Genomic DNA, 16,654 nt, shown 5'->3' with positions numbered 1-16,654 from the left:
CTCCGTTCCTGAAACGTGATGGACATCAAAACGAGAAGGTTTGCTAACAGATAGACGGCAAACAGCTCACGCACATCTCGCCGCTCACTCCCTCGGCCGATCGGCCGAGCAGCGCATCTCGCCGGTCACGAACAGTGACCTTTCGGCCGAGGTGGGCGGGCCGGTCCGGAAACGACATTGGTGGTGATCACCCCAGGCCGTCACGCCTGGCGATCACCTCACCCGTCAGCCGGAGCCGGCAGGAGCCCGCCCATGCCCAGCACGACCACCGTCACGGCACCTGCCACGACCACCGTCACGGCGCCCGTCACGGCGGCCCCAGCGGTCGGAAAACCCCTCGCCGCGCCCCCGGTCCGCTGGGACGTCGTCCATCTCCTGGCCTGCGCCGCCTTCGCCCTCGGCCTGGCGCTGGTCACGACCCTGACCCCGCACCGCGTGTGGGGCGTCTGCGCGGCCCTCGGCTACGGCACTGCGGCGCTCCTGGCGGCCCGTGACCCGCGCCTCTGGACGGGCCGGGCGCTGCGCGCGGCCACCGTCGGCGCGGTCCTGCTCCCCCTGGCCCTGCTGATCGTGCTCGGCGGGGCCCAGTCCGAGGTCGGTGTCGTCGAGCACTCGGGCGCCCTGCTCCTGCACACGGGCAGCCCGTACCCCGCCCACCCCACCGCCCTGGACGACTACAACCCGTATCTGCCCGGCATGGCCCTCTTCGGCCTCCCCCACGCCCTCCTGGGCGACACCGCGCTGGCCCCGCTCACGGACGCCCGTCTGTGGTTCTGCGCGGCCTTCGTGGCCTGCATGTACGCGACGACCAGATCCCGTACGGGACACGCAGCCGGCTCGGCCCGTACGGGGCAGACAGCCGGCTCGGCCCGTACAGCGCTGCTCGTCTCCTTCCCGGCCGTGGCCCTGCCCCTCGCCGTCGGCGGGGTCGACCTGCCGGTGATCGGGCTGATGTGCCTGGGGCTGGCGCTGGCGGGCCGGGCCGATTCCGGACCCGGACCCGGTGCCGGGGTCGCGGCCGGGCTGGCCATAGGCGCCGCGGCGGCCCTGAAGTGGACGGCCTGGCCCCTCCTCCCCGTCGCCCTGGTGCTGATCGCCGTCACGGCGGGCCGCAGCACGGCCGTACGGGCTGCGGCGACCGCGCTCCTGACGGCAGCGGCGGCTGTCATACCGGTCGCGCTGGCCGACCCCCACGCCTTCGTCGAGCACGTGGTGCTGTTCCCGCTGGGCAAGGGCGGCATCCAGTCCCCGGCGACCAGCCCGCTGCCCGGGCATCTGCTCGCGGAGTACGTGCCCGGTGGCTTCGTCCTCGCGGTCGCGCTGCTGGTCGCGAGCGCCGTCGCGGTGGCCGTGTCACTCGTGGTCCGACCGCCGCACACGGTCCGGGCGGCGGCGGACCGCCTGGCCGTCGGCCTGGGCCTGGCGATGTGCCTGATACCGGCCACCCGCTTCGGCTACCTGGTCTATCCGATCGTCCTGGCGGTGTGGTTCCGGGTCGGCGCCTACGATGAGCGGCGCGAGAGCCGGGGCGAACTGGGGGACATCGGACGTGATCGAGCAGCGTGGGCCACGAACGGGCGTACACGGCACGACAGTTGAAGGGGCTCCTGTCGTCGGTGCGGCGCGGCGCGTCTTCCGGGGCGGGCTGCTCGACGGCCGCTCCGCCTTCGTCCCGGGGCTGACCATCTGGACGTACGACACGGCGACCGACCTGCGGCGCAGGTTCGTCGACCAGCCGGACGAGTCCTCCGACACCTTCCTCGTGAAGCTGGAACGGCAACTGGCCGGCGCACCCCACGCGACGATCGTCCTCGCCGCGGAACTCCTCTACGTCAACCTCGTACCGCTGAAGCCGGAACAGATAGGCGTGCCGAGGAAACGGGAGATCCTGAACGAGGTGCTCTCCTGGGCCCACCGGGACATCGCCATCCCGGCCGAACTCGGCGCCCCGCTCAACGGGTTCATCAACGGCGGCCAGGCCTTCCTCAACTACCGCTGGGCGCAGTTCCAGTTCCTGGTGCTGCTGGTGGAAGAGCTGACGGCACTCGCACCCCACGCGAGGCGCGAACTGCTCGAAGACCCCTGGCTCTTCCGCGACACATGCCGCGCCGTCCTCACCTCCATGGGCCACAACAAGGCCCGCGCCCAGGTCCACGTCCTCCAGGCACTCCTGTTCCCCGAGACCTTCCTCCCCATCGCCAGCACCCAGAGCAAGCGGCGCATCCTGACCGGCTACCGCGACCGCCTCCCGGACCCCACCGGCGACGACGACCGCGACCTCCTCGCCCTGCGCGGCCTGTTGCAGGAGGAGTCGGCGGAACCGGTGAACTTCTTCGCCGATCCCTGGCTGGACCACTGGCGCCCCGGGGCGACCCAGGTAGGCCAACAGGGCTGGCTGGTAAGGGGGTTCAATGTCGACGGGCAGAACCACATCCCGGACTGGCTGGCGCACGGATACTGCTCGACGTCTTTCATGGAGCTGCCGGAGATCCCCGCCGGCTCACCCAAGTACGCGATCCAGCAAGCCGTCTCCCGTGCCATGCCGGAGGCCTCCGCACAGGCCCGGGGCCAGACGACGAGCCAACTCCATCTGTTCCTCTCGCAGATGAAGCAGGGGGACGTCGTCGTCACCGTCACCCCCGACGACGTGCACGTCGGCACGGTCGAGGGCCCGGCCCGGTACGACCTCTCCGACGGCCCCGACCGGGCCCGCCGCCGCCCGGTCAAGTGGGCCACCGCCACCCGCCCCCTGCACCGCGCCGACCTCCCCGAGCAGGTGCAGAGCCAGCTCCAACGCCCGCCCACCGTCTACGACATCAGCACGGTCGCCGCGGAACTCGCCGAGGCCGCCGACCTGACCGACGCCGTCGAGGAGGAGCTGCTCAAGGTCGACGCGACCCGCCCGATCGAGCTGCCGCCGGTCGGCGAGGACCTCGCGGGCGAACTGCTCATGCCGGTCGGCTGGTTGCGGGACACCGCACGCCAGCTGGAGCGGATGCAGCAGATCATCCTGTACGGCCCGCCCGGCACCGGGAAGACCTTCCTGGCCCGGCGCCTCGCCCAGCACGTGGCCGGGCCGGACCGCACGAGGCTGGTGCAGTTCCACCCCTCCTACACCTACGAGGACTTCTTCGAGGGGTTCCGGCCGGTCAGGAGCGACGGCGGCACGGTGGTCTTCGAGGTGGTGCCGGGACCGTTCAAGCTGCTGGTGGACCGGGCCCGGCAGGACCCGGCCAACCCGTACGTCCTGGTCATCGACGAGATCAACCGGGCCCACCTCGCCAAGGTCTTCGGCGAGCTGTACTTCCTGCTGGAGTACCGGGAGGAGCCGATCATCACCCAGTACTCGCCCGAGCAGCAGTTCGACCTGCCCAAGAACGTCTACATCATCGGCACGATGAACACCGCCGACCGCTCCATCGCCCTGGTGGACGCGGCCATGCGCCGCCGGTTCGCCTTCCGCAGGCTCTCCCCGGACCGCCCGCCCGTCGCCGGTCTGCTGCGCCGCTGGCTGGACCGCCACAGCCTGCCCGAGCGCCCGGCCGACCTCCTCGACGCCCTCAACTCCCGCCTGGCAGACCCGGATCGGGCGATCGGACCGTCGTACCTGATGAACCGCCAGGCAGCCGACCCCGACGGCCTGGAGCTGATCTGGAGCACCCAGATCCTGCCCCTCCTGGAGGACCAGCTGTACGGCACGGGCGTCGACGTCGAGGAGGAGTACGGGCTCGACGCCCTGAGCGCCGCCCTGCCTTCTCCGCCCTCCGCGTCCTCCGCACCGGAGTGACCCGGTGGCCGTCACGACCGACCACATCTCCCTCACCGAGACCGGCCGGGGTGTCCTGGTCGCCCTGCGCCCCGCCCAGGTCGCCACCCTCGCCAATCGCACGGACCTCGTCCGGCTCACCCCGGCACCCGGCCCCGGCGGACGCTGGCGTGTCTCCGGCCGGCAGCGCGTCGGTCTGATCCGGCTCGGACGCGGCGACGGCACCGTCGAACTCCGTATCCGGCCCAAACTCCCCGTCTCCCAGCTGCTGTTCCTCCTCACCCACGCCCCGGGCACCCCCTGGCAGGACCAGCCGGTCACCGCGTCGGCGTCCGACGACGCCCTGCTCCCCGCCCTCGCCGACGCCTACGCCCGTGCCGCCCGCCGCGCCCTCGACCCCGGCGTCCTGCACGGCTACCGCGTCACCGACGACGAACTCCCCGTCGTACGCGGCCGGATCCGCACCGCCGACCAGCTGCGCCGGACGGGACTGCCGCTCCCCGTGGCCGTCCGCTACGACGACTTCACGGCCGACATCGCGGAGAACCGCGTCCTGCTGGCCGCGCTGCACCGCCTGGAACGCCTGCCCGGAGTCACGGACACGGCCCGCCGCACCCTGCGCCACCTGGCCGGACGCCTCCCCGAGGTCACGCCCCTGCGCCCGGGCACCCCGCTGCCCACCTGGACGCCGACCCGCCTCAACTCCCGTTACGCGCCCGCCCTGCGTCTGGCGGAGCTGATCCTCACCGACCGCGGCATCTCGCCGCACGACAGCCCCACCCCGGTGACGACCGACGGCTTCGTCCTCGACCTGGCCCGGGTCTTCGAGCGGTTCCTCACGGACACCCTGACCGCCGCCCTGGTCCCGTACCGGATACGGGTCCGACCTCAGGACCGGCGCCACCACTTGGACGTGGGCTCCCGCGTCCGGATCCGCCCCGACCTGGTCCTCTACCGCGCCGGACGCCCGCTGACCGTCGTGGACGCCAAGTACATCGACCTCGGCGCCGCACCGCCGCCCCACGAGCACATGTACCAACTGCTCAGCTACTGCACGGCATTGGCCCTCCCGCACGGCCACCTCGTGTACGCGGCCCAGCGCGGCGACGCCCCCGTCCCCCACCCGATCCGCAACGCCGGCATCACCGTCACCACGCACGCGGTGGACCTGGCCCGGCCACCGGCCGAGATCCTCACGTCGGTCACCACCCTCACCGACCACCTCGCCCAGGTCAGGGACTGATCTTCACCTTCCGGGACACGCTCACCTGATCCACGTCCGAGGTCCGGATCGTCACCTTCATGGTCCAGGTGCCGGCGATCGGCAGCTGAAGGGTGTTGGTGCCCCAGTAGCCGCCCAGGTCGGTGACCTCGGCATTGAGCGGGCCGATGTCCTTGCTGGGGAGGGAGAAGGAGATCCGGAGTTCGGGGACGATCGCGAAACCGTCGTCGGGCCCGAACACCACGGCCTGCACGCTGTTCTCGCCGACCCGGGCCGGTTCGAGGGTGACCTGCACCTTGCCGTGCCCGCCCGGCGTACCGACGTCGAAGGGGATCGTCGTCGTGGACGCGCTGATCACCCCGGGCGCGGGCGCGTCCTGGGCGGCCTCCGCCGCCTCGGCGGCGGCCCGGCCCGGCAGGGTGGCCGTGAGGATCGTCGTGATCACCAACACCGCGATCCCGACGGCCACTTCGACCAGCACGGAACGCCGGAGCCGACGACGGTAGGAGTCGGAGGAGGGAGAGGAAGGTGAGGAGGGCGAGGAGCTGTCCGGAGGTACGTCATCGTCAGCGGCGTCGCTGTCACCGTCGCCGCCGGACGAAGTCACCCGAGCACCGACCGTCTCGGGCACCCGTTCCACGACCTTCGCCTCGGCGACCTCGGCGACCTCCGCCGCCTCCGCCGCCTCCGGCACCAGCAACTGCCCCGTCCAGCGGCGCGAGAACCCGGCCGCCACCAGCAGGAACACCACCGCGCACAGCTTGGCGATCAGGATGCGCCCGTACGACGTACCTGTGAACGCGTCCCAGGAGCCCAGCCCGCGCCAGGACTGGTAGACGCCGGTGACGGTCAGGACGGTCACGGAGACGAAGGCGAGTTGGGAGAAGCGGGCGACGGTGGACGTCGGAAGCGGCTCCGCCGCCTGGAGGCTGGTGAGCAGGGCCGCGAGGCCGCCGAGCCAGGCCGCCATGGCGAGCAGATGCAGCACCGAGGACGCCATCGCGACCGGCACCTGGATACCGGCCGACGCGTGTTCGGCGGCGGCCCAGGTCAGCGTGAGACCGACGGCGAGCACGCCCCCGGCAGCGAGGAGGACCGGTTTGCCGCTGTCCCCGTCACGTTGCCGTCGACGTACAACCACCGTCAGCAGTACGGCCGTTGCCGCCAGCAGGACGATCCGGGCCAGGAGTGCCAGGCCCGGCCTGCTGGTCGCGGTGCGTTCCAGGGTCGACAGGTCGAAGGCGGTGGCCGGGGCGGTGCCCGCCTCGTACGGGCCGCGCAGCAGGAGCAGGGCGACGCTGGACACGAGGAGGGTCCACCAGCCCGTCAGGACCAGTTTGCGCAGGGGGTCCGTGCCGGCCGGCCGGCAGAACAGAACGAACACGACCGTGCCGACGAGCAGCGCCAGGGCCGCGTACGCCAGATAGCGGACGATGTCGTAGAGGGCGCTGGTGGCCGCGTTCTCGACGGGACCGGTGTCGATCGTGGCCGGGGTGGCAGAGGGCTCGCCGATGGAGAAGGTGAAGGCGCCCGAGATGGGGTGGCTGTCCGCCGAGACGACCCGCCAGGCCACGGTGAACGTGCCCTCGCCGAGCCCCTCGGGCAGGCTCACGCGCACCGCGTCGGAACTCCCCTTCACATGCTCGGCCTCGCCGGTGCTGACGCGTCGGCTGTCGGGGTCGAAGACACGGAAGGAGTCGTCGAGCAGACCGACGGACTCGGTGAAGCTCAGGGTGACCTGTCGGGGCGCGGAGTCGAGGACGCTTCCGTCACGGGGGTCGCTGTCTCGGAGAGCGGCATGCGCGGACGCGGTACCCGCCCCGCCGACGAGGACGAACAGGACCAGCATGGTGCCCAGCAGCACCACCCTTTGAAGTCCCCGGGCGCCCCGGGTCCCCCGGATTCCGCCTCTGTTGAACCCGTCGGTCCCTGGGTGCTCGCCTCCTGCGGCTCGTCGGTCATCGCGCCCTTCGTTCCGTAGTCGGCCCACGTACCTTCTCCGTCTCCGGGACAATCCGGCTCTCGTATACGTACGGACGATCCTGACGCCCCGCTCACCGGGCCGACACGGGATTCGCCGTGGCCTTCACCACGTGGGACGCGCGGACATCCCTCCGTCCACGACCAGGTCGTGCCCGCTGACCCAGGACGCCAGCCCCGAGGCGAGGAACACGCACGCGTCCCCGATGTCCTCGGCCCGCCCCAACCTTCCTACGGGCACCGCCTGTTGCCAGCGCCGCACCCCGTCCGGCCAGTCGTCCGCCAGCCCCTCCCGGTCGACGAGCCCGGGCGAGACGGTGTTGACGCGGACGCCGTACCGCCCGTATTCGAGCGCCGCCGAGCGGGCATGCATCACCACGGCCGCCTTGGAAGCGCAGTAATGCGCATGCCCGGCCGCCGGATGCGCGGCCTCGATGGACGCGATGTGCGTAACACTCCCGCCACCGCTCCCCCCACCGTCATTCCCGCGCATGACCTCCGCCGCGGCCTGCGTACAGGCGAACACACTCAGAACGTTCGTGTCGACGACCGCCCGCCAGTCCGCGACCGTCATCCCGGCCAGCTCCTGGACCGGCTGCACACCCGCGTTGTTGACCAGCGCGTCCAGCCGCCCGCCACCCCACTCGGCGGCCTCCCGCACGACCCGCCGGCACTCGTCCTCGTCGCTGAGATCACCCCGCAGTACGACGGCCCGCCCGCCCGACGCCCCGATCCGCGCGACCACGTCCCGCTCACCCTCGTCCGACGTCCGGCAGTGCACGGCGACGGCGGCCCCCTCCGCCGCGAACCGCAACGCGATCCCGCGCCCGATCCCACCACCGGCCCCGGTGACAAGGGCGACCTGGCCTGCCAGAAGGTTCATGTCTCTCATGGCCGACACAGTGCCCGGACACGAGCCGCCTCGGCCGGATAACGCGCGGCCAGCTCGGCACCGTCGCCGTGGTCGTAGCCCTCGTAGGTGAACCCGGGCGCCATCGTGCACCCGAAGAACGTCCAGGCCCCGCCCTCGACGACCCGCGCCCCCATCCAGGTACCGGCGGGCACGGTCACCTGGATCTCCTGCCCGTCCAGGACACCGGGCCCGAGCACCACCGTCCGGGAGGTGCCGTCCGCCGCCAGAAGCAGCATCTCCAACGGATCGCCGAGGTAGAAGTGCCAGATCTCGTCCGAGGGCAGCCGGTGCAGCGCGGAGAAGTCGTCGGGCGCGGAGGTCAGCAGCGCGACGATCGCCGAGCCCTCCGGCCGCCCGTCGGCCCGCTCGGGCCCCGCCCAGGTACGCCGGAACAGCCCGCCCTCACGCGGGATCGGCTCCAGGCCGTAGTGGGCGATCAGGTCGTCGGGGTTCACCGGGTTCTCTGGAGTCACCCGGGAAAAGCTACCTCCCAGGGAAGAAACGCCAGTTGGGCGCGCTTCTCGGGCAGATACACGTCCGGCAGGTCGATCTCGGGCAGCACGACAACGGGCCCGGCGACGAACCCCTGCCGAAGAAACCGGGCGACAGCCTTCTCGTTCCCCACATCGGGGTCGACCACGATCCGCCGCCGCCCGAGCCCGACCAGCACGTACTCCGCCAGCACCCCCATCAGCGCGGCCGACCACCCTGCCCGCCGGCCCTCCGCCCCGGCGGGCGCGAGCAGCAGATGGACGCCGATGTCGCCGGGCTCGACGGTGTAGCACTCGCTCACCCGGTCGGCCTCGGGCTCATAGGTCTGGAGCAGCCCGACCGCCGTACCGTCCTTGACCAGCAGATAGGCGTGATGGGTGTCGAGGGTGTCCAAGTGACGGTAGATCTCGGCGACTTGCTCCTCGCTCAGCCCGCTCATCCCCCAGAACCCGGCCCGCGGCTCACTCACCCAGCCGTGCACGACCCCGGCATCGGCGAGGGGGTCGAGCCGCAGCACGCGCACGGTACCGAACCCGTCGACCACCTGCTCATGAACGGCCACGCGACCCCCGTACGAAGAAACCGGCGGGTACTCCCTTGTGAGCCGCGCCCAGTCGGTGACGACCGGGACGAGGTCCCCCCTTGTCCACAGGGGCAGTTGATCGCGGTGATGGTCGGAGCCCGGAACCCCGGAGGCCCCGAAGGGCACCACCCACAGACTGTCCTCACGCCGGGCCAGATCCCAGACGTACCTCGCGGCGGGCCCCCGCGCGCTGAGATCGGTGAGCCCGGGAACGGCGGAGGTGCAGAGCACGCAGTCGTGGTCTCCGGAGAGCCCCGGTTCGTCGTACGAGGTGCTGCCGAGCGCCCGCCAGGGGACCAGCCGGTGCCGCTCGCCCCAGGTCTCGGAGCCGGAGCCCGGGTCGGCGGCCACCTCGGCGACGGCTTCTCTCACCAGGGCGGCACGATCGATCCCGTACAACTCCCGCGCCCGCAGGAGCCCTTCGAGCGCGAAGCCGATCCGGGGGAGCAGGGCGAGCCAGGGGAGGAAGACCTCCGGGTACGCGGGCGGAACGGCCAGTGCGGCGAAGGCGGGGTGGGCGGCGAGGCGGCGTACGACGGCGGAACGCAGGGCCGCGTAGGTCGCCGCCTCCGTGCTGTCGGCGTCCATCCGGCGGTCCCAGCGCAGGAGTTGGCCGCGGAGGGCGTCCTCGTGCGGGGTCAGTCCGTCCAGTCCGGCAAGGAGATCGAGGAGCGGCGCGGCGGAGGCAAGGTGGGTGTCCATGTGGAGGACGGGCAGGTCGCCCGCCGACCACTGGTCCTTCTCCTCCAACAGAGCGCGGATACGGTCCGCCCGGTGCGGCGGCGCGAACTCGACGCCGAGGGGGGTCGCGGGGCCGCGCTGGTTGGCCATGACGGCGAGACCGTCGTCGACGGTGCCGTACGGCGTCTCGTGCCGGCCGTGCCACTCGTGCCCGGGCTCCCAAGCCGGCACGAGCCGGGTCCGGTTGGCCTCGGCGCGTACGGGGACGTGCCCGGCGACCCGGTGCAGCAGCCCGCCCTCGGTGTCGGCGGCCTGGACGACGTTGACGGGCTCGGCCCAGAGATCGAGGGCACGGTCGATGTCGGCGACGCGACGGGAGCGGAGGAGAGGGAGGAGAGCGGAGAAGCCGAGGTCGCCGGTGACGCGGGGCGGGTAGCGCAGACTAATCGTTTCTGCATCATCATCGTCGGCGCTGCCGATCACCACCGGCCCCCGCCCGGTCTCGATCACCTCCACCTCGACGGACTCCCCGCCCGCGACCTCGACGACCTCTACCCGCACATCGGCGGGCCGCCACTCCCCATCCGGATCGAGGGCCTCAACTCCCGCCCCCGTACGGCGAATTCGCTCCACATACAGATCCTGGTAGTCGGCCATGGCGTTGGTGATGGCCCAGGCGACCGTGCCGGTGTGCCCGAAGTGGGCGATGCCGGGGACGCCAGGGACGGCCAGCCCGACGACGTCGAACTCCGGGCAGGACAGCCGCACTTGCTGATAGACCCCGGGATCCTCGATGTACCGGTGCGGATCGCCCGCGAGCAACGGCAGCCCGGTGACCGACCGTTCACCGCTGACCACCCAGCCGTTGCTGCCGGAGGTACCGGGACCGTCGGTGGCGAACAGGCCGATGGCGTCGGCGCCGAGGTGCCGCACGACCTGCTCCCGCCAGAGCTTGGCCGGAAACCCGGAGAACAGGATGTGCGTGGCGAGCCAGATCCCGAGCGGGGTCCAGGGCTCCCAGCGGCCGGGGGCGAGCCCGGTCGCGGCGAACTCGGGCGCGGTGGCGCCCCCTTCCTCCAACCCCTCGTTCACGCCATCCGCGTACGCCCGTACCCAGGCGGCGGTTTCGGGGTCACGTCTCTCCAGGGCGGCGTAGCAGCGTCTCGCGGTGTCGTCGAGGCGGGCGCGTCTGGCGAACACGTCCCAGCCGACGGCCTCGGCGCCGAGGAACGCGGCCGAGGTGCCCTGCGCGCGGTGACGCTCGACCTCCAGCTGCCAGGCCCGGTCGAGGGCAGTGACGCGGCCCTGGCCACGGGCGAGTTCATACGCGTCGCCCGCACGCAGGTGCGGGATCCCCCAGGCGTCGCGGTAGATCTCGGTGGCCATATCCGTGTCCTCACTGGCGCCTGAAACTGTGCTTTAGGTTAGCCTTACCTAAGTAAGTTGTGGTGGAATCGTACGCGAGGGGTGAAAAAGCCATGGCACAGGGGCAGCGGCAGGGGCACGGCTGGGAGGGCGCGGTCCTGAAGCTCTTCCGCGGCAAGGACTTCGTGTTCACCGTGACGGGCGCCGAGGACGTCTCCCCGCGCTACCGGCGCCTCCACCTCACCGACGGCGGCATGCTCGCCGCCACCGGCGTCCACCCCACGATGTGGGTCCGGCTGTGGTTCGACAACGCGGGCAAGCCGCACCAGCGGGCGTACACGCTGGTCGACCCGGACCCCGAGCCGGGCACGTTCAGCCTCGAATTCGCGCTCCACGAAGGATGCGCCAGCGACTGGGCGCGGGCGGCGAAGCCCGGTGACACCATCGAGGCGACGGTCCAGGGAACCGGCTTCACGCGGCCCCAGCCGGAACCCTCGCACGTCTTCGCGATAGGCGATCCGGCCTCGCTGCCCGCGCTCAACTCCCTCCTCGACACCCTGGGTTCGGCCCCGGCGACGATCTGGTTCGAGTCGGACCACGGCGCCGACAGCTACCCCTTCCGCACCACGGCCGACCACCACGACATCCGCCCGGTCCCCCGCCGGGACGCGGGCGCCCACCTGGTCGCCGAGGTCCGCGCGGCCTTCCCCGACCTCCTCCGGCACAGCGCCGACCCGTACGTCTGGATCGCCTGCGACACGGCCACGACCCGGGCCCTGACGAGCTACTTCCGCAAGGAGGCGGGGCTGCCGAAGCAGCGGGTGCACGGGCTGGGGTACTGGCGGCCGTAGCGGGCAACCGCGCAACCCGGCCGCGATCGGGGCATGATCGGACCATGGACGTCACTCTCCACCTCGCCCAGGACCCCGAGGCCGACGCGCTTCTCGGCCGCAGCCCGCTCGCCGCGCTGACCGGCATGCTGCTTGATCAGCAGGTGCCGATGGAGTGGGCGTTCAAAGGGCCGGCGACAATCGCGCAGCGCCTCGGCGCCGACGATCTCGACGCGCACGAGATCGCGGCGTACGACCCCGAGGCCTTCGCCGCGCTCCTCTCCGACAAGCCGGCCGTGCACCGCTACCCGGGCTCGATGGCCAAGCGCATCCAGCAGCTCTGTCAGTACCTCGTCGAGCACTACGACGGTGACGCCGAGGGCGTCTGGCGGGACGCGGCGACCGGGCCGGAGCTGCTGAAGCGCCTCACCGACCTGCCCGGCTTCGGCAAGCAGAAGGCCCAGATCTTCCTGGCCCTCCTCGGCAAGCAGCTCGGCGTCCAGCCCAAGGGCTGGCGCGAGGCGGCGGGCGCCTACGGCGAACCGAAGTCCTTCCGCTCCGTCGCCGACATCACCGGCCCCGAGTCCCTGACCAAGGTGCGCGCCCACAAGCAGGAGATGAAGGCGGCGGCCAAGGCAGCGAAGGCCGCCGGCAAGTAGGCCAAGCGGGCGGTTCTCCCCGCCGATGTGATGAACGACGTACTCCGCACGGGAGACAAACCCCGTGAGCACCGTCGCATCGCAAGCCCGTCGGCGTGCTTGGCTGCGGGCGTTCGTCCTGCTGCTCGCCCTGTCCATGCCGGGCGGGCACGCGGGCGCGCAGACGGTGCCCGCCTCTGTGGCGGCGGCCGAGAGCGGCTCGGCGGTCTTCGAGTACGACGTCCTGGACACCGTGCTACGGCCGGTGACACGGGGCACCGGCCGTTCCGTCGTACCACTGCGGCCCGTACCCGTCCCGATCGCGGGTCCCACCGCCCGGCCCCTGCCGACCCGCACGCCTCCCGCCGCTCCTTCGCCGCGCGCCCCGCGCTCGGTGGTCCTGCGCTGCTGACAGAACCGGCTCCCCGGTCCATCTGTCAGTCAACGGGACAAGGAACAACCCCCATGGCGATCGACCCCTACGCGGTCCTGCGCGCCCTGCTGCGCGCCGAGGCCGTACGCAACGCACCGAAACCGCAGGTCAAGGAGGCCAAGCCGGAGCAGCCCGCGAAGGAGCCGGGCCGCTGACCGGGCGGCGGGGGCGGGACCCTGGTGGCTACCGCCTCCGCCGTGCCGTCCCGAAGAGGGAGCGGGTGATCTCCCGCCCGATCTGGGTGCCCACGGAACGGGCGAGCGACTTGAACATGCCGCTGCCCACCACCTGTTGGACGACGGAGGGGTCCTCCTTGGGAGCCCTAGGTGTCTTGGCCTCCTTGGGCTTCGTGGGCTTCATCTCGTCCGGGCCCTTGGCACCCCCGGAGGACTGGGCGGCCGTCAGCTTCTCGTACGCCGACTCTCTGTCCACAGCCTGTGCGTAACGTGCGTACAGCTGCGAGGACCTGACCGCCTCGTCGAGAACGGTGGCCTCGACCGGGCCCATCAGCGACTCGGGGGCGCGCAGACGGGTCGCGGCGACCGGCGTCGGGGCGCCCTTCTCGCTCAGTACGGTGACCACCGCCTCGCCCGTGCCGAGGCCGGTGAGCAGTTCCTCCAGGTCGTACGGCGAGTTCGGGAACGTCTTCACCGTGGCCTTGAGGGCCTTCTGGTCGTCCGGGGTGAAGGCGCGCAGCGCGTGCTGGACGCGGTTGCCGAGCTGGGCGAGGACGTCGGAGGGGACGTCTCGCGGCGTCTGCGTCACGAAGAAGATGCCCACCCCCTTCGAGCGAATGAGCCGGACGGTCTGTGTGATCGCGTCCAGGAATGCCTTCGACGCGTCGTTGAAGAGCAGATGCGCCTCGTCGAAGAAGAAGACGAGCTTCGGCTTGTCGGCGTCGCCGACCTCCGGGAGGTCGTGGAAGAGGTCGGCCAGCAGCCACATCAGGAAGGTCGAGAACAGCTGCGGCCGGTCCTGTACGGCGGGCAGTTCGAGGAGCGAGATCAGGCCCCGGCCGTCCGGCGCCGTGCGCAGCAGCTCGGCCGTGTCGAACTCGGGCTCGCCGAAGAAGTCCGCCATGCCCTGCGCCTCGAAGGCGGTGAGGGAACGCAGGATCACCCCGGCCGTGGCCGTCGATAGGCCGCCGATGTTCTTCAGCTCGGCCTTGGCCTCGTCGGAGGTGAGGAAGGCGACGACCGCTCTCAGGTCCTTGAGGTCGAGCAGCTCAAGGCCCTTCTGGTCGGCGTAGTGGAAGATCAGGCCGAGCGACTGCTCCTGGGTCTGGTTGAGCTGGAGGACCTTGGAGAGCAGCACCGGGCCGAAGCTGGTGATGGTGGCGCGGACCGGGATGCCGTGGCCGATGCCACCGAGGGCGTAGAACTCGGCGGGGAATCCGGTCGCCGTCCACCGCTGGTGCACCTCGGCGGAACGGGCCCGAACCCGGTCGTTCATCTCCCCCGGCGCCGAGATCCCGGAGACGTCGCCCTTCACATCGGCCAGGAAAACGGGCACACCTTGGGCGCTGAGCTGTTCCGCGACCAGTTGGAGCGTCTTGGTCTTGCCGGTTCCGGTGGCCCCCGCGACCAGACCGTGCCGGTTGAGCATGGGGAGGGGGATGCGGATCTGGGCGTCCGGGAGGCAGGTCCCGTCCCAGATCAGGGCGCCCAGATCGAGCGCCGGGCCGGTGAAGGCGTATCCGGAAGCAATCTCCAGGGCCTGCTGGGGGAGTGCGGGAGCGCTCCCCGGCGCGCGGGGTGGTGATCCGGGCGCGTTTGCCGGTGGCAAAGACTCCGCGGCGGTCCCTGCGGTGGCCGATGGCGCGGTCTCGCGGTCGCTCATGTCAGACCCCTGTTCCGGTTTGCCCCGCTTTACGGCATCTTTTCCAGCGTCGCACTCCGTCTCCATGGCTGCGCCCGGAACGTCTGGACCGGTAGGCTTTCCGTGTGATCTTCAAGCGCATCGGAAACGGCCGGCCGTACCCCGACCACGGCCGGGAAAGCACCCGGCAGTGGGCGGACGTCGCGCCGCGCCCGGTCCGCCTCGATCAGCTCGTGACGACCAAGGGCCAGCTCGACCTGGAAACCCTGCTCGCCGAGGACTCCACGTTCTACGGCGACCTCTTCGCGCATGTCGTGAAGTGGCAGGGCGACCTGTATCTGGAAGACGGTCTGCACCGCGCGGTCCGGGCGGCCCTCCAGCAACGCCAGGTGCTGCACGCACGCGTGCTGGAACTGGACTGACGTCCGTCCCCACCCTCTTTCACTGGCCTTATTGGCCCTTTCGGGTACTACCCGGGCCAGGTCAATGATCATTTAGTAGGCATCACCGCCAAGGCGCACTACGCTGCGCCCATGAGCATGCTGACTCCCCCCGGAATGGGCGGCCAGTACCGCATCACGGGGGACAAGTACCCGCGGATGCGCCGACCCCGGGGACGCCGCAGACTCGTGCTCGGACTCGTGGCCTCCGTCGCCGCCCTCGGCCTGATCGGCTGGGGCACCTTGCAGCTCATCGACGTCTTCACGGGCGGCGGCAGCAAGGCCACGGCAGCGGGCCCCAAGTCGGACTGCGCCTCCAAGGCGAGCCCCTCGCCCTCGGCGACGACGGCCGCCAGAGCGCTGCCCAAGCCCGGCCAGATCACCGTCAACGTCCTGAACGCCACGCCCCGCAGCGGCCTCGCCAAACAGGCGGCGGACGAGCTGCGGAAGCGCGGCTTCCGTATCGGCGACGTCGGCAACGCGACCAAGGCCTACGACAAGAAGATCGCCGGCGCCGGAATGGTGCTCGGCGCGAAGTCGGCCGCCCAGGCCGCGCTGCCCGTGCTCGGCACGCAGCTGGCCGGGGCGCAGGTGAAGACCGACGCGCGGGCGTCGGCCACCGAGGTCGACCTGCTCATCGGGACGAAGTTCACGGCGCTGACCAATAAGCAGGAGGCTGACCAGGCATTGGCTGCGCTGGCCAGGCCTGCGCCGGTGCCGTCCGGCACGCCTAAGGGTTGCTGAACGATCCCGCGATGTGCGTTGTTCGGCTGCGGCGCCGTCGTGGCTGGTCGCGCAGTTCCCCGCGCTCCTAAAGGGGCGCGCCTACTCAGCCGCGCCGTAGAGGCGGTCTCCCGCGTCTCCCAGGCCCGGGACGATGTAGCCGTGTTCGTTGAGGCGCTCGTCGACCGAGGCCGTCACGACTGTCACCGGGGTGCCTGCCAGCTCGCGTTCCATGATCTCGACGCCCTCCGGGGCGGCCAGCAGGACCACGGCCGTCACGTCGTCGGCGCCGCGCTTGATCAGCTCCTGGATCGCCGCGACCAGGGTGCCGCCGGTGGCGAGCATCGGGTCGAGGACGTACACCTGGCGGCCCGAGAGGTCCTCCGGCATCCGGGTGGCGTACGTGGACGCCTGGAGCGTCTCCTCGTCGCGCACCATGCCCATGAAGCCCACCTCGGCGGTCGGTAGCAGCCGGACCATGCCGTCCAGCATGCCGAGGCCGGCCCGCAGGATCGGCACGACCAGCGGGCGCGGGTGGGACAGCTTGACGCCCGTGGTCGAGGCGACCGGCGTCGTGATGTCGACCTGTTCGGTACGCACGTCGCGCGTGGCCTCGTAGGCGAGCAGGGTGACCAGCTCGTCTGCGAGACGGCGGAAGGTCGCGGAGTCGGTGCGCTGGTCGCGCAGCGTGGTGAGCTTGTGAGCGACCAGAGGGTGGTCGACGACGTGAAGACGCATGGCCCTAACAGTAGCCGTGGTCCTGCGCGGGG

At 71.4% G+C, this 16,654-nt stretch carries 15 protein-coding genes; 9 read left to right on the top strand and 6 right to left on the bottom strand.

Going from position 1 to position 16,654, the window contains the following annotated elements:
- Positions 1-252: 252 nt before the first annotated feature.
- The 3 genes from ACWCRB_RS13390 to ACWCRB_RS13380 are packed head-to-tail and all read left to right on the top strand — an operon-like array spanning position 253 to position 5,009.
- On the top strand, positions 253-1,599 hold the full coding sequence (locus ACWCRB_RS13390) for a glycosyltransferase 87 family protein (RefSeq protein ID WP_450996150.1): 1,347 nt from the start codon (positions 253-255) through the stop codon (positions 1,597-1,599).
- Positions 1,550-3,787, top strand: coding sequence for an AAA family ATPase (locus ACWCRB_RS13385; RefSeq protein WP_450996149.1), 2,238 nt, complete (start codon positions 1,550-1,552; stop codon positions 3,785-3,787). Before ACWCRB_RS13390 ends, ACWCRB_RS13385 begins: the two co-directional genes overlap by 50 nt.
- A gap of 4 nt (positions 3,788-3,791) precedes the next feature.
- The gene (locus tag ACWCRB_RS13380) at positions 3,792-5,009 is read left to right on the top strand and encodes an McrC family protein (RefSeq protein ID WP_450996148.1); all 1,218 of its coding nucleotides are present in this window, start codon (positions 3,792-3,794) and stop codon (positions 5,007-5,009) included.
- Here ACWCRB_RS13380 and ACWCRB_RS13375 read toward each other — a convergent pair.
- The 4 genes from ACWCRB_RS13375 to ACWCRB_RS13360 form a co-directional block, all read right to left on the bottom strand.
- Positions 4,999-6,852, bottom strand: coding sequence for a copper resistance CopC/CopD family protein (locus tag ACWCRB_RS13375; RefSeq protein ID WP_450996174.1), 1,854 nt, complete (start codon positions 6,850-6,852; stop codon positions 4,999-5,001). The two genes, ACWCRB_RS13380 and ACWCRB_RS13375, sit on opposite strands and share 11 nt — an antisense overlap.
- A 222-nt stretch (positions 6,853-7,074) precedes the next feature.
- On the bottom strand, positions 7,075-7,851 hold the full coding sequence (locus ACWCRB_RS13370) for an SDR family NAD(P)-dependent oxidoreductase (protein WP_450996173.1): 777 nt from the start codon (positions 7,849-7,851) through the stop codon (positions 7,075-7,077).
- Between the two features lie 5 nt (positions 7,852-7,856).
- Positions 7,857-8,336 (bottom strand): cupin domain-containing protein, encoded by a 480-nt coding sequence (locus ACWCRB_RS13365; RefSeq protein ID WP_450996172.1) that lies wholly within the window; start codon positions 8,334-8,336, stop codon positions 7,857-7,859.
- A 14-nt stretch (positions 8,337-8,350) separates the two neighbouring features.
- Positions 8,351-11,023: a GNAT family N-acetyltransferase gene (locus ACWCRB_RS13360; RefSeq protein WP_450996147.1), complete on the bottom strand. Its 2,673-nt coding sequence runs from the start codon at positions 11,021-11,023 to the stop codon at positions 8,351-8,353.
- Positions 11,024-11,115: 92 nt separating this feature from the next.
- Here ACWCRB_RS13360 and ACWCRB_RS13355 point away from each other — a divergent pair, with 92 nt between their 5' ends.
- The 4 genes from ACWCRB_RS13355 to ACWCRB_RS13340 all read left to right on the top strand — a co-directional run bounded on the left by ACWCRB_RS13355 (position 11,116) and on the right by ACWCRB_RS13340 (position 13,058).
- Positions 11,116-11,853: a siderophore-interacting protein gene (locus ACWCRB_RS13355; protein ID WP_450996146.1), complete on the top strand. Its 738-nt coding sequence runs from the start codon at positions 11,116-11,118 to the stop codon at positions 11,851-11,853.
- Between the two features lie 44 nt (positions 11,854-11,897).
- Entirely contained in the window at positions 11,898-12,491 is a 594-nt protein-coding gene (locus ACWCRB_RS13350) for an HhH-GPD-type base excision DNA repair protein (protein ID WP_450996145.1), read from the top strand.
- Between the two features lie 64 nt (positions 12,492-12,555).
- Positions 12,556-12,882, top strand: coding sequence for a hypothetical protein (locus ACWCRB_RS13345; RefSeq protein ID WP_450996144.1), 327 nt, complete (start codon positions 12,556-12,558; stop codon positions 12,880-12,882).
- Between the two features lie 53 nt (positions 12,883-12,935).
- Positions 12,936-13,058 (top strand): hypothetical protein, encoded by a 123-nt coding sequence (locus ACWCRB_RS13340; protein ID WP_268828185.1) that lies wholly within the window; start codon positions 12,936-12,938, stop codon positions 13,056-13,058.
- Between the two features lie 28 nt (positions 13,059-13,086).
- Here ACWCRB_RS13340 and ACWCRB_RS13335 read toward each other — a convergent pair whose 3' ends face one another.
- A complete protein-coding gene (locus ACWCRB_RS13335; RefSeq protein ID WP_450996143.1) occupies positions 13,087-14,742 on the bottom strand; it encodes a helicase HerA-like domain-containing protein in 1,656 nt (551 codons plus the stop codon).
- A 104-nt stretch (positions 14,743-14,846) separates the two neighbouring features.
- Here ACWCRB_RS13335 and ACWCRB_RS13330 point away from each other — a divergent pair, with 104 nt between their 5' ends.
- Positions 14,847-15,143, top strand: a complete 297-nt coding sequence (locus ACWCRB_RS13330; protein ID WP_003999914.1) for a type II toxin-antitoxin system VapB family antitoxin — start codon at positions 14,847-14,849, stop codon at positions 15,141-15,143.
- A gap of 111 nt (positions 15,144-15,254) precedes the next feature.
- Positions 15,255-15,905 carry a LytR C-terminal domain-containing protein gene (locus ACWCRB_RS13325; protein ID WP_450996142.1) on the top strand — a complete coding sequence of 217 codons (651 nt, stop codon included), beginning with the start codon at positions 15,255-15,257 and terminating at the stop codon, positions 15,903-15,905.
- Between the two features lie 81 nt (positions 15,906-15,986).
- On the opposite strand, the gene upp is transcribed toward ACWCRB_RS13325, so the two are convergent.
- Positions 15,987-16,622, bottom strand: coding sequence for a uracil phosphoribosyltransferase (gene upp, locus ACWCRB_RS13320; RefSeq protein ID WP_235476939.1), 636 nt, complete (start codon positions 16,620-16,622; stop codon positions 15,987-15,989).
- Positions 16,623-16,654 lie beyond the last annotated feature (32 nt).

It is taken from the genome of Streptomyces sp. NPDC002156 (assembly GCF_053593675.1).
The sequence above is the reverse complement of the archived record's forward strand: the minus strand, read 5'-3'. Positions and strand labels throughout refer to the sequence as shown.

Excerpts from the sequence above, each read along its gene's own strand:
- ACWCRB_RS13390 (WP_450996150.1), top strand. The coding sequence starts at position 253 with ATGCCCAGCACGACCACCGTCACGGCACCTGCCACGACCACCGTCACG.
- ACWCRB_RS13350 (WP_450996145.1), top strand. The coding sequence starts at position 11,898 with ATGGACGTCACTCTCCACCTCGCCCAGGACCCCGAGGCCGACGCGCTT.
- upp (WP_235476939.1), bottom strand. The coding sequence starts at position 16,622 with ATGCGTCTTCACGTCGTCGACCACCCTCTGGTCGCTCACAAGCTCACC.
- ACWCRB_RS13325 (WP_450996142.1), top strand. The coding sequence starts at position 15,255 with ATGAGCATGCTGACTCCCCCCGGAATGGGCGGCCAGTACCGCATCACG.
- ACWCRB_RS13340 (WP_268828185.1), top strand. The coding sequence starts at position 12,936 with ATGGCGATCGACCCCTACGCGGTCCTGCGCGCCCTGCTGCGCGCCGAG.
- ACWCRB_RS13335 (WP_450996143.1), bottom strand. The coding sequence starts at position 14,742 with ATGAGCGACCGCGAGACCGCGCCATCGGCCACCGCAGGGACCGCCGCG.
- ACWCRB_RS13370 (WP_450996173.1), bottom strand. The coding sequence starts at position 7,851 with ATGAACCTTCTGGCAGGCCAGGTCGCCCTTGTCACCGGGGCCGGTGGT.
- ACWCRB_RS13355 (WP_450996146.1), top strand. The coding sequence starts at position 11,116 with ATGGCACAGGGGCAGCGGCAGGGGCACGGCTGGGAGGGCGCGGTCCTG.
- ACWCRB_RS13360 (WP_450996147.1), bottom strand. The coding sequence starts at position 11,023 with ATGGCCACCGAGATCTACCGCGACGCCTGGGGGATCCCGCACCTGCGT.